A 12,791-nucleotide genomic window follows, 5' to 3' on the forward strand; every position below is an offset into this window, starting at 1 on the left:
CCAAACAACCCAGTGCTTACTTCGCTATATTGATTATCTGTCAATAATAATATTTTGATTTATGACGCTTTTTTCACTATTTCCTACCATCTGAGCAAATTTCTCTAATGGGTCAGTCCGAAAAGCATACAAACGTTTGAGCGCAAAAGGGTTATCCCCCAATTTAACTTTTCCTTGAATCGTAGTGACGGCAAGATGTAGCCCCGCATCTTTAGCCGCATCCATCGCTGATTGGTTATAACCACCAAATGGATATGCAAGGTAACGCTGCTCAGGTTCAAAACGGCTTAGAATTCTCATCGATCGTTTGAAATCCAACATGATCGTATGTTCTTTCCGGCTAAATAAAATGGGTGAATTATGGTTATCTAAACGATGTAAAAAGTGAGTATGAGATTGGATATTAAAAACATCTCGGCTATCTTTTATCTCTTGTTTATTCATAAATTGTAAGTCATGCGCTGACCATTTTTGTGGCTGTGTTTTAATCCGTGAAGAAATAATAAATAGCGTCGCCTGCTGGCGGTTATGCCTTAAAATCGGTAATGCATAGCGATAAACTGATTTTAAACCATCATCAAATGTCAGTACAACGGCCTTACCCGGTAGATTTGCAGATTTATTTAGATAATCTTCCACATCGGCAAGCGAAAGCGTTTGGTAACCCGCCTGTTTTAAATAATTCATTTGTTCACGAAATGCTTCCACGGATGTCGTCGTTGACGTGTCACGAAAATGCTTATTTTCACTGTCTTTGAGAATATGGTGATAAGTTAAAATTGGAATGCCTTTATCTAATGCTACATCATCTAAACGCACATAGCCCAGCCTATCCCCTAGGCGAATCGTTAGCCAAGCAGTCTTTTCTCCTGCTTTATCCGTTTTAATCATCCGCGCTAACACAGGGTAGCGCAGGTTTTCCCATAAAGAGGCAATTTGCTTACTATTACTCTGAGTTGAGTTATATACCGCTGTTTTTTGGTGCGTGACCAAATAATCATAAATGGGATTTTGTAAATCATTTAGCCTATCCACTTCAGGTACATAACGCGGTTTTTGGTTAGAAAACGATACTGTTTTTACAAAGGCATACCCATTGCCAAACTGCATTGCACAATAATCCCCCGAAGGAGAATAGGCATAAAAACCGTGTTCTGCATTGAGTTCTGCGACGGCTCGCATTTCTCCAGCAATCATCGCAAAAATAATTTCAGGCTGTTTTGTTTGCACTAGCTTTGGTGGGATGTCTGCCAACTGCCAATCGTCAGTGTTGTTGACGGTCTCAGAAGCCAAAGATTGGGGAAGATAATTCGTAAATAAAATACAAAGCAATAAAAGAAATCGTTTAGACATGTTTTATCCACTATAAAGCTGGGTTTCCGCCATTATTCTAAACCTACTCTAGATTGAACCCCATACCCTGATAAAAATTTTTATTGTTCCCTGCTTCCCATTATTTTCACCTATTAAGCTGTTATACCAATTTTAAAGATACGCCATAATCTATCATACAAAATAAAGAGATCTAGCTCATATTTATCAGTAAAAAGCGCCATACAGGCACAATCTGTAAATCATTTGACAGTTTAATCCACTTCCCACTGTTAGATTGGCATTCAACCACCTTACAACACCTGGGAACAACAATGAAAATAAAAGAAATTAGTACTTTTATCATGCACGTACCTGTCACTAATGACCTAATTGGTGACTCAACTCACAGCATTACCCATTGGGGGATGCCGGGTGTCATGATCAAAACAGAATGTGGATTAGTCGGTTATGGCCACACAGGGACACATGCCGACATCGCCACTGACCGTTTAATCACCACTATTATTGAAGATGTTTTCGGCCCAATGTTACTCGGCGAAGACCCAACAGAAGTGCGCTATTTACATCGAAAACTCACTCGCAGCTCAACCAATATCTGGGTAGGTCGTGGTGGTTTGATGCAAATGGCGATTTCTGCCATCGATATCGCCCTTTGGGACCTTAAAGCTAAAGCCGCAGATCAGCCGCTATGGCAACTGTTTGGCGGTTCAAAACACAATAAAGTTAACGCCTATAACACCGACTGCGGTTGGTTAGTGCGTAGCCAAGAAGACTTAGTCGATGATTGTAAAAAAATGATCTTCGAAGAAGGCTTCAAAGCAATAAAAATGAAAATTGGTAAACCAGATCCACGCGAAGATCTACAACGTATTGAAGCTGTTCGTAACGCAATTGGCGACGATATCGACCTAATGGTCGATGCAAACGGTAAATGGGATATCAGTATTGCCAAGCAATATGGCCACCGTTTAAATGATTTCAATATTAAGTGGTTTGAAGAACCATTATGGCATGATGATGTCGCCAGCCATAAACAGCTTGCTGCTTATATGGATACACCTATCGCATTAGGTGAATTACTTTATCACAATGATTCATTTAAAGAATTTGTCTTGGCGGGTGCCGTTGATTACTTACAACCTGATGCAACACGCTGTGGCGGTTTAACAGCGGTATGGGAAATTGCTGACTTAGGTATGGCCTTTAATTTACCAGTGACACCACACCATGGCGATATGATGCAGGCACAATTGCATCTGGTAATGGCACATCCCGCTTGTTCTTTACTGGAATTTATTCCATGGACACTGGATTGCTTTGTTGACCCAGTCGAAGTCATTGATGGTGTTTATACCACACCAACCGCGCCTGGGGCAGGTACGACGTTAAAACCTGAAGCATTAGCCAAATTTAACGTGAAATAATGATCATTCCCTTTTTCAATATTTCATTTCTAACAACATGAAAAAGGGAAATTAATAACAAGAATTATTCATTTTAAATTACTTATTTATACTCTGAATAATTCATGGTGCAATCAACAACACTGCAACTTGAAGTATGACGAGTACATTAGCTCTATACTCTACTCTGCTGGTTATTCAGCGGCGGGCTAAACACATAATAAAAATGAATAGATAACATTACTATCTTACAAAAAACTGGGGTGAACCATGTCCACCAATACGGATCATTTATCATCGGCTACCAGCAAAGCAATACGAAAAATAATACCTATGGTGGTATTAATGTTCATATTGGCTTATTTAGACCGTTCAAATATTGGTTTTGCAAAACAAGAGTTTCAATTAACAACTGGGTTAAGTGACGCTGCATACGCATTTGGCGCAGGGATCTTTTTTATCGGCTACGCACTATTTGAAGTGCCAAGTAATATTCTGTTGTACCGAATTGGCGCTCGGGTATGGTTATCACGCATTATGGTCACATGGGGGCTAGTCTCTGCCGCCATGATGTTTGCTCATGATGAAACCACCTTTATTGTGCTGCGTTTCTTACTTGGTGTCAGTGAAGCTGGCTTCTTTCCGGGGGTTATTCTGTATTTAACCTTCTGGTTCCCACAAAATATCCGGGCACGGGTGACAGGCTACTTCTTATTTGGGGCACCACTGGCGTTTATCATTGGCGGCCCATTATCTGGCTCATTATTGTCGTTGGAAGGAACTTCATTTGCCTTCGGTTTATACGGCTGGCAGTTAATGTTTGTCGTAGAAGGCTTATTAGCATCTATTGTCGGGATTTGGGTGTTCTTTTACCTTGATGACCGCCCTGAAAAAGCCAAATGGCTGACAGATGAGGAAAAAAGTGCACTTTCCGCTAAATTAGCCTTGGAAGAAGATGCCAAAGCAGGCCATAGCCCGAAAGGCGCCTTGAGAGCATTATTAGATATGCGCGTTCTCTACCTGTGTCTGATTTGGTTTACCGTTCAAGTATGTGGCTATGGGATTTATTTCTTCTTACCAACCCAAATCGGTACGTTGTTGGGCAGTAAAGTCGGCATACTTGTAGGCTTTGTTACCGCCATTCCACCACTGTGTGCGGCCATTGCAGTTTACTATGTACCACGTATTTCGGAGCGATTAAAAGAACGTCGTAAAGTTGCTGCCATTACCTTTATGTTAGGTGCTGCGGGAATTGCGGTTTCTGGTTTATTCGATAGCATTCCCGTCATTGCGATTATTGCCCTGTGTGTGGCAGCGGCTGGTCACTTGGCGATGCAGCCTCTGTATTGGAGCTTCCCATCTGCATACTTAGGCGGCACCGCAGCTGCATCGGGTATTGCTTTGATTAACTCAGTGGGTAACTTAGGTGGTTTTGTGGCACCAAACTTACGAGTTTGGGCTGAAACTACCTTTGAATCTGCCCGTGCAGGACTCTATTTTATCGCATTGGTCACCTTTATCGGTGGTCTGTTGATTCTGACATTAAAAAGATTAGGTATTGAAAAACGATTTGAAGATTAATTAATTATCTTTTAAATCCCTCCCGAGCCACATTAATGGCTCGGGTTTTCTATTACCTTATTTCTTATTTATGAGGTTTACTCGAATATTACGGCGGTTCATGATTGAACATAACCCTACCAAATGTCATGATAAAGTTAGCCAATCATGCAGGGAGCATTCAGATGAACATTGCGGTACAAAACAGCCAATTAGTTCTAACGCATGAAAATATTCTTGAAATATTAAAAACAAATAGTTGGTTTAGTAACTTACCTGATTATTTGATTTCCATCTTAATGACATGCGCCACATTACGTTTCTATCCAGATGGTGAAATGGTTCACTATCAGGGTGACCCTGCTCGTGGTCTATATGCGGTGATTCAAGGTTCAGTAAAAGTAAGTTCAATTTCCTCAGATGGCCGTGAATGTGTATTTCGCTATCTTTCACCAGGCAATTGGTTTGGCGAAATTGCCATGCTAGATAAATCAGCGCGCACCCATGATGCCAAAGCGATTAGCCCAACCATATTACTGACGATATCACCGAAAGACTTAACCATGATCTTGGAAAAACACCCCGTTTTTTACCAATTTCTGAATATTTTACTCTGCAAAGTGATTCGTAATGCCTTTACCATTATCAATGACAGTGCCTTATTATCTGTTTCAGCCCGACTCGCCAAACGCTTATTGAGCTTAGCAGAAGGCTATGGCGAACCTCATGAAAAAGGAATTCAACTAAGCTTATATCTCACACAAGATGACTTAGCGACCATCATTAATACCACACGGCAAACCATCAATAAGCGTTTAGTCGCATGGGAAAAACTAGGCTGGATTGATGCAAAATACGGGAAAATTATTTTAGTTAACCTCCCCGCGCTGAAGCAAATATCGGAAGATGATGAGGAATAACTAGCTGTTATCATCCATGGTTGGGCTATCTGCGAAGAAATAGCGATCCATGGTGAATTCGAAGTCATCACTGGTCGCATTGAATAACATTTTTTTGGTATTTTCCAAATGTTGCCACATAGCTTGCCGCGCCCCTTTAGGGTCTCGACGCGCTAACGCCTGCAAAATTTGGTCATGTTCATCGCACCAGCTCTCAATCGAACGGTTATCAATGTGCTCATGAAGCTTGAGCCAGTAAGGGTTACGTAAGCGTTGGCTCCACATTTGCTCAACGATCACCACCATCGCACTGTTATGGGTCGACGCGGCAATTTGCATGTGAAAAGCAAGATCCCATGTTGAATCACGAAAACGATCCTCTTTGCGAGCATGCTTTTGAATATCAACTAGTTTTAAAATATCTTCTTTGGTGGCTTGGGTCGCGGCAAACTCGGCGATATGGCTTTCAATCAATTGCCTTGCTTGTAAGAGCTCAAACGGCCCACAGCGGCTAAACTCTAATCCCGTTTCTGTATTGACTGAGTTATTAGACCGGTTACTAATAACATGTATGCCAGATCCTTTGCGTACATCCACATAGCCTTCTACTTCTAACATAATGATGGCTTCACGGATCACAGTACGGCTCACCTTCATTTCGTCAGCAAGTAACCGTTCCGCAGGTAATTTAGTGCCAACTGGGTATTCGTCATTTTCGATACGTTCTTTGACCAGAGCCGCAACTTGTTGGTATAGGCGCGGTTCACTCTCTTGTGAGCTCATTATTTTCTCCTTTCACATAACCACCCGACTCGCTGGCCATCAATGTCCACAGTATAACGAAATTTTTCGACGATGGGTAAAATAGAACTTCACTAATAAATAAATTATAATAAATTGGTATAACATCTTTTAAAGTTGTAAACCGGATCGTATAATGAATGAAATTTAGACAACAAAAGATCATTCATACTTTTTATGGCTGATCATGCTTAATCCGATTTCCAGTTCAGGGAACGCAATATGATAAAAGATATAATTAAAATACATCCCAATGACAATGTCGCCATTACTTTAGTTAACCGACAAGCAGGGGAAACCATTAGTGTTGCAGAGCAATCAGTAACATTAAAACAAGATGTTGATCGAGGGCATAAAATTGCCCTCACCTTGATTGAGTCTGGCAATAATATTATTAAATATGGCGCACCCATCGGCCATGCAACGACGACCATAACGGCTGGAGAGCATGTTCATACTCATAATACCGCCACCAATTTAAGTGCCTTAAATGATTATGAGTACCGCCCTGAACACAACACAATTGCCGTTACACGGCCGGATCCAGAAGTGCAAATCTATCGCCGAGCAAATGGTGATGTCGCTATCCGTAATGAAATTTGGGTGATACCAACAGTCGGCTGTGTTAATGCACTGGCGAGAAAAATGATCGAACGCTTTAATAAACAACATAATGGCGCTTCTGATATTGATGGTGTTTATCTTTATAACCATACTTTAGGGTGTTCCCAGCTCGGTGATGACCATTTAACAACCCGTACTATTTTACAAGATATGGTTAAGCACCCTAATGCAGGTGGCGTTTTAGTCATCGGTTTAGGCTGTGAAAATAATCAAGTCGCCGCCTTTAAAGAAACATTAGGTGACTATGATGATGAACGCGTGAAATTTATGGTATGCCAACAATTAGATGACGAAATTGAAGCCGGTGTAGAGCACCTTAATGCACTTTATCAATTAGTACAGCAAGATAAACGTGAGTCAGGCAAACTGAGCGAAGTGAAATTTGGTCTTGAGTGTGGTGGATCTGATGGCCTTTCAGGGATCACGGCTAACCCATTGTTAGGCTGTTTTTCTGATTTTTTAGTCAGTCATAACGGAACTACGGTGTTAACCGAAGTACCTGAAATGTTTGGTGCTGAACAAATTCTAATGAACCACTGCCATGATGAACTGACGTTTGAGAAAACGGTCAATATGATCAATGACTTCAAACAGTATTTTATTGCCCATGACCAGCCAATTTATGAAAACCCATCTCCAGGTAATAAAGCCGGAGGCATTTCGACACTCGAAGAAAAATCCCTCGGCTGCACACAAAAAGCTGGCACTAGCCAAGTAATGGATGTTTTAAAATACGGGGAGCGCCTGACAACCCCAGGATTCAACTTGTTAAGCGCGCCGGGTAATGATGCCATTGCCACCAGTGCCTTAGGAGCAGCTGGCTGCCATATGGTGTTATTTACAACAGGTCGTGGCACGCCATATGGTGGCTTTGTCCCCACCATGAAAATTGCGACCAATAATGAATTAGCCGCCAAAAAACCCCATTGGATTGATTTTAATGCAGGTGCCTTATTAACAGGAAAATCCATGAATCAGTTATTAGATGACTTCATTCAGTTGGTTGTCAAAACCGTTAATGGTGAACCTACAAAAAATGAAATCAATGATTTCCGTGAATTAGCAATTTTTAAAATGGGCGTCACACTTTAAAAACAAACTAATCCCTATTGCTTTGGTTATTATTAAGCAATAGGGATATAACTAACTATTTATATTTATTAACTTTTTCCTACCGACCTTACTTTCTATCCTAAGCCATAAGCCCCATTATCGTGACACGAAGACAATAAAGAAAAGTCACCATTTCCCTATTTTTAAGATATGGTAGGATCCATTTCGTAATGACGAATTTTAATTTATTAGCAGGGTAAATAATGATAGACCTAAAACTTAGAGAGGCCAGAGACAGCCTTTCCACCAAAGAAAAACAAGTCGCTGAGTACATTATTGCTAATAAGAAAAACATGCAAAGTATGAGCATTCAATCCCTAGCCCAAGAAAATAAGGTCAGTACCACCACTATCTTGCGCCTGTGCCATAAGTTAGGCTACCAAGGCTTTAGCGATCTAAAAATTGATTTAATTTCATCGATTAATCACAAGTCTTACGGCACTCTACTACAAGAAGATATTGATATTAGTGATTCAATGGAAACCGTTAATCACAAAGTAGGATTGATTGAAAAATCATCCATAGAAGAAACTTGCGCTTTGGTCAATTTAAATGCCTTTAAGCTAGCAAATGAATTAATTAGTAAGAGTAAAAAAATTGTCATTTATGGTGCAGGCAGTAGTGGATTAGTTGCAAAAGAATTTGAATATCAACTAATTAAAATAAAAAAAGATGTTAATTGTCACCTTGATTACAGCATCCAATTCAGTATTGTGAATACATTAGATCAGAACGATCTTGTCATTGTCATCTCTCATTCTGGTGAAAACCACGAATGTATCAAACTACTCACTCTTGCCAGAGAATTGAAAGTTCCGACCATTGCTATCACGAAAATGGGGCAAAGCTCGGTGTCATCGCTAGCAGAAACAGTCTTGCACACGATCTCCACGGAGCACGTTTCAAGGCTTATCCCTATTCGCTCAAAAATTTCGCAACTGACTGTAATTAATATGCTGATTACTAATCTATTTATTAAACAATATGATGAAAGAATTCAAAAACAAATTAGCACTCGTGCGGAGCGCTTTTCTCGCTTAAATAGCAATAACTAATCGGCTTTCTCCTCCTTAATATCTTCTATGTGGCTCTAAGTAGCCACTTCGATCTTGCTCACAAAAATGACCCTTTCTAGGAACTCCCCCTTTTCATTCCCCTTTTTTGTGATATTGTTACTTCAAAATAAATATATAAAAGTAATTTTATTACTAAAATAAAAAAATAAATATAAGGGGAAAAAATGAGCTCTCAAATACCTATCATACTGGCTAGCCATGGGCCTTTTGCACAAGGGTTATTGGAATGTGCTGAAATGCTAATCGGCTCTCAAGAAGATATCAGCGTGATTTCCATTCAAAGAGAAAGCAATATTAATGAGGTAAAAAAACATTTATTTGAAACATATCAAAATGTTAATAAAGGCGATGGCGTTTTAATTTTAGTGGATTTATTAGGCGGTTCTCCTTGCAATTTAGCCAGCGAGCTCGTTATTACCCAAAATGATGTTGTGCTGTACTGCGGAATCAATGTTCCTACTTTTCTCGAAATACTCAGCAGCCGAGACCTCCCTTTACATGAACTTCATCAAGTCATTAATGATGTATTCCCTGACAGTTGCCTTAATGTCGGTGAACAACTTAAACCATTAGCACAAAATGATAGCGAACTTTAGGAGAATACCATGCCAATTAATGTTGCTCGAATTGATGACAGACTTATCCATGGCCAAGTTATAACCACTTGGGTTAAAAATTTTGATATTGAACAGGTGATTATCGTCAATGACAAAGTTGCCAATGACACCGTTCAACAATCAGTTCTTACTATGGCTGCTCCACCAGATCTAAAAGTAGTCGTTTTTGGCGTCGATAAATTCATTGAAGTCTTAAAAAAAGCGGAAATTAAACGCCGCACTATGCTGCTGTTTACTAACAGTATTGATGTGAACAGGCTTGTCGAAAGTGGCTTAAAACTGGAAAAACTGAATGTCGGCGGGATGCGTATGCAAGAAGGCCGTCGTAATTTATCCCGTGCGGTTGCTGTAACACCGGATGAAGAACAAGCCTTTAGGTCACTTATCAACAATAACGTTGCCGTTGAAATTCAAATGGTTCCTAAAGATCCCATTGTTGAATTGAAAACATTACTCAATTAATTCATTTAATCATACTTATTTTCACTCAATAAGTAAGGAGCCTATTATGTTAGTAGAGGCCATTTTAATTGCAATTTGGGCAGGCATTTGCTCATTGGATGATGTCGGTCCGCAAATGCTAAGACGCCCACTGCTCACCGGTACTGTGGCCGGTATTATCATGGGCGATATGGTTCAAGGGTTAGCCATTAGCGCCACATTAGAATTGATGTGGATGGGAATTGGTAACGTCGGCGCTTATTCTGCACCCGATATTATCGCTGGTTCAATTATTGGAGTTGCACTCGGTATTGCTTCCAATGGCGGAATTGCAGCGGGTATCGCCCTTGCCGTGCCAGTCTCTATTCTATGCCAACAATTACTGATTATCTGGCGTTCTTTTGCCAGTTTCTTAAATGTCTGGGCCAGTAAATCCATTCTTGATGGAAACTACAGTGGCCTAACAAAAGTCCATTATTTTTCGACGCCACTGTGGTTTTTTATTCGCGCCATTCCCTGCTTTATTGCCGTTTATTTTGGTAGTGACTTAGTCAATAACATATTAAATGCCGTACCTGAAAGTATTCTTACCGGTATGGGGGTCGCATCTAAACTGATCCCTGCTGTCGGTATCTGTATTCTGCTACTCATGTTGCTTAAAGGCAGAATGTGGTTTTTCTTTTTGCTCGGTTTTATGCTCACAACCTATTTAAAACTGCCAATTATCCCAATTACTTTTATCGCTCTGGCATTTGCAGTGCTTTATGACATGGCATTTGCCAGCAGTTTGCGTCAAACACCAGAAGAAAAAACGGCACCAACCTCCCATAAAAATGAAGAAGAGGAGTATGACCTATGAGTGAAATAACCACCTCTGAAAATAAAAAACTCACGAAAAAAGAGCTTAATGGTATGTTTTGGCGAATTCAAACCATGTCATTCTCATACAACTATGAAAAACTGCAAACTATTGGTTTTGCGCATTGTATGGTGCCCGTTCTCGATAAACTGTATGAAAAAGCAGATCAAGAAACACGTATTAAAGCCATGCAACGCCATTTCGAGTTTTTTAACACGCAAATTAACGCTGGCGCATTAATTCTCGGTGTCACCGCTGCATTAGAAGAAAAAACAACAGAAGAAGAAAAAGAAGCTGTCGTTTCTGTAAAAGCCGGTTTAATGGGGCCATTTGCAGGCCTAGGTGATAGCTTATTAAAATTTACGTGGTTGCCTATTTGCGGCAGCATCGGAGCCGCATTTGCACTGCAAGGTAATATTATTGGCCCTATCTTAATGTTTATTCTGTTTAATATCGTCAATATCGGCACCAAATATTTCTTTATTCATTATGGCTATAACAAAGGCGTTGATTTAATCGAGCAATCGAAAAAATCAAATATTATTCAGCGAATTACTAATATAGCGAACGTTGTCGGGGTCATGGTCCTAGGTTCCTTGATAGCGACGACCGTCAAGCTTTCCACTCCGCTAACCATTGCCGTCGGTGAGCAATCTATCAAAGTACAAGAGATGTTTGACAAGGTAATACCTAACTTACTCACTCTTCTCTTTGCCCTCGGTATTTTCTTCCTTGTTCGTAAATTTCAAGGGAAACATACCGTTGCACTCATTGTCGCCATTATGGTTTTAGGTGTTATTTGTTCTGTGTTCGGAATTTTAGGATGATAAAGGGAAATATATGGAAATCGAAGTCAACAGAGTGAGTGAATCAACACTCGAAATAAAGTTTAGTGAAATTCCATCCTCTCCTCTAGCATTATATTGGACGGATAGACCTGATACTCAAGTTTATCCTGAGAATTTCATTACAGATAAATTAGAGAATACCATTACAGTTCAAGACCCATTAAATGCTAAACAACGTATCTATTTTATTTTACAAAATGCCAACGGACGTAGATTATTCGCTGAAAGAACATTGCCTATTGAGGGATTAAATAACTTCCGTGATTTTGGGGGTTATACCACAACAGACGGAAAACAGGTGAAATGGGGAATGTTATACCGTTCCAACCATTTGTTTAATTTGAATCAACAAGCGGTCAACTATATTTCCCACCTAGGGATTAACAGCATTATCGATTATCGTACTCAAAATGAAATTAATAAATCGCCTAATTGCTATGTTGGTGAAAAGAAAACCTATCATCTTGATGCAACGGCTCAAACTGCTGAATTAGCAGCACAATTTGCCGCATCACCAGATAATGAAGACAAAGCACTAATCGAAAGTGTTATCCAACACATTCCGAAAGAAATGATTAACGGCGATGGGTTACAAATATTGGAACAATATCGCCAATTTGTGGTGAGTGATAAGTCAAAAGCTGCCTTTAAGCAAATGATAGAGGTTTTATTAAATAAACAAAATGCCCCAAGTATTCAGCATTGCCGTGGAGGAAAAGACCGAACGGGTTATGGTGCATTGCTGGTACTTTCCATGTTAGGAGTGCCAAAAGAAACCATTGTACAGGATTATATGATCACCCATTTTAACCGGCTTGAACGTAACGAAATTAAAATGGCGGGATATCGAAAAATAACCCAAGACCAAAATGTACTGGATTATTTACTCTCACTAATTGATACTCAAGAATCATTTATTTTAGAAGTCTTTAATACAATGGAGGAAATATCTGGCTCTGTTGAAAGGTATATTAAAGATGAACTTAAATTCACAGATAATGATATTAAGCAACTTAGAGAGATATACTTAGTTTAAATAAATTTAATTATCTTATAAACAACCACAGGTTTAATCAAATAAACCCGAGAAATTCCTTTATTTAAAATAACAGTAAAATAGCCACATAAAATATTCATTGTGGCTATTTTATTGACGAAAAAATCCGTTATTGATCATAGAATCAATAATTACTCTAGTTCGCCAATTCTATTTAA

Annotated in this window: 12 protein-coding genes; 10 read left to right on the top strand and 2 right to left on the bottom strand. The window is 39.6% G+C overall.

The annotated features are described in order from the left end of the window. Positions 1-33: 33 nt before the first annotated feature. Positions 34-1,353, bottom strand: coding sequence for a polysaccharide deacetylase family protein (locus FVA72_RS18560; RefSeq protein ID WP_004259157.1), 1,320 nt, complete (start codon positions 1,351-1,353; stop codon positions 34-36). Positions 1,354-1,646: 293 nt separating this feature from the next. Between FVA72_RS18560 and FVA72_RS18565 the strand changes: the two genes are divergently transcribed. From FVA72_RS18565 to FVA72_RS18575, 3 genes are all read left to right on the top strand, one after another. After that, positions 1,647-2,759 carry a mandelate racemase/muconate lactonizing enzyme family protein gene (locus tag FVA72_RS18565; protein ID WP_110591161.1) on the top strand — a complete coding sequence of 371 codons (1,113 nt, stop codon included), beginning with the start codon at positions 1,647-1,649 and terminating at the stop codon, positions 2,757-2,759. Between the two features lie 249 nt (positions 2,760-3,008). Further along, positions 3,009-4,319: an MFS transporter gene (locus FVA72_RS18570; protein WP_110591160.1), complete on the top strand. Its 1,311-nt coding sequence runs from the start codon at positions 3,009-3,011 to the stop codon at positions 4,317-4,319. Between the two features lie 164 nt (positions 4,320-4,483). Continuing rightward, positions 4,484-5,218 (top strand): Crp/Fnr family transcriptional regulator, encoded by a 735-nt coding sequence (locus tag FVA72_RS18575; protein ID WP_099975398.1) that lies wholly within the window; start codon positions 4,484-4,486, stop codon positions 5,216-5,218. Here the strand turns inward: FVA72_RS18575 and exuR are convergent, their stop codons facing one another. Continuing rightward, on the bottom strand, positions 5,219-5,980 hold the full coding sequence (exuR, locus tag FVA72_RS18580; RefSeq protein WP_004259169.1) for a transcriptional regulator ExuR: 762 nt from the start codon (positions 5,978-5,980) through the stop codon (positions 5,219-5,221). Between the two features lie 240 nt (positions 5,981-6,220). Here exuR and FVA72_RS18585 point away from each other — a divergent pair, with 240 nt between their 5' ends. From FVA72_RS18585 to FVA72_RS18615, 7 genes are all read left to right on the top strand, one after another. Continuing rightward, on the top strand, positions 6,221-7,714 hold the full coding sequence (locus FVA72_RS18585; protein ID WP_110591159.1) for a UxaA family hydrolase: 1,494 nt from the start codon (positions 6,221-6,223) through the stop codon (positions 7,712-7,714). Between the two features lie 224 nt (positions 7,715-7,938). Continuing rightward, positions 7,939-8,790 carry a MurR/RpiR family transcriptional regulator gene (locus tag FVA72_RS18590; RefSeq protein WP_094961576.1) on the top strand — a complete coding sequence of 284 codons (852 nt, stop codon included), beginning with the start codon at positions 7,939-7,941 and terminating at the stop codon, positions 8,788-8,790. Between the two features lie 185 nt (positions 8,791-8,975). Beyond that, on the top strand, positions 8,976-9,407 hold the full coding sequence (locus FVA72_RS18595) for a PTS sugar transporter subunit IIA (RefSeq protein WP_004259178.1): 432 nt from the start codon (positions 8,976-8,978) through the stop codon (positions 9,405-9,407). 9 nt (positions 9,408-9,416) lie between these two features. Further along, on the top strand, positions 9,417-9,890 hold the full coding sequence (locus FVA72_RS18600; protein ID WP_004259181.1) for a PTS system mannose/fructose/N-acetylgalactosamine-transporter subunit IIB: 474 nt from the start codon (positions 9,417-9,419) through the stop codon (positions 9,888-9,890). Positions 9,891-9,936: 46 nt separating this feature from the next. After that, positions 9,937-10,728 carry a PTS mannose/fructose/sorbose/N-acetylgalactosamine transporter subunit IIC gene (locus tag FVA72_RS18605; protein ID WP_094961577.1) on the top strand — a complete coding sequence of 264 codons (792 nt, stop codon included), beginning with the start codon at positions 9,937-9,939 and terminating at the stop codon, positions 10,726-10,728. Further along, positions 10,725-11,555: a PTS system mannose/fructose/sorbose family transporter subunit IID gene (locus tag FVA72_RS18610; RefSeq protein ID WP_110591158.1), complete on the top strand. Its 831-nt coding sequence runs from the start codon at positions 10,725-10,727 to the stop codon at positions 11,553-11,555. The genes FVA72_RS18605 and FVA72_RS18610 overlap by 4 nt, the downstream gene beginning before the upstream one ends. A gap of 13 nt (positions 11,556-11,568) precedes the next feature. After that, entirely contained in the window at positions 11,569-12,612 is a 1,044-nt protein-coding gene (locus FVA72_RS18615) for a tyrosine-protein phosphatase (RefSeq protein WP_110591157.1), read from the top strand. Positions 12,613-12,791 lie beyond the last annotated feature (179 nt).

It is taken from the genome of Providencia sp. PROV061 (assembly GCF_011045655.1).
Lineage (GTDB): Bacteria > Pseudomonadota > Gammaproteobacteria > Enterobacterales > Enterobacteriaceae > Providencia > Providencia hangzhouensis.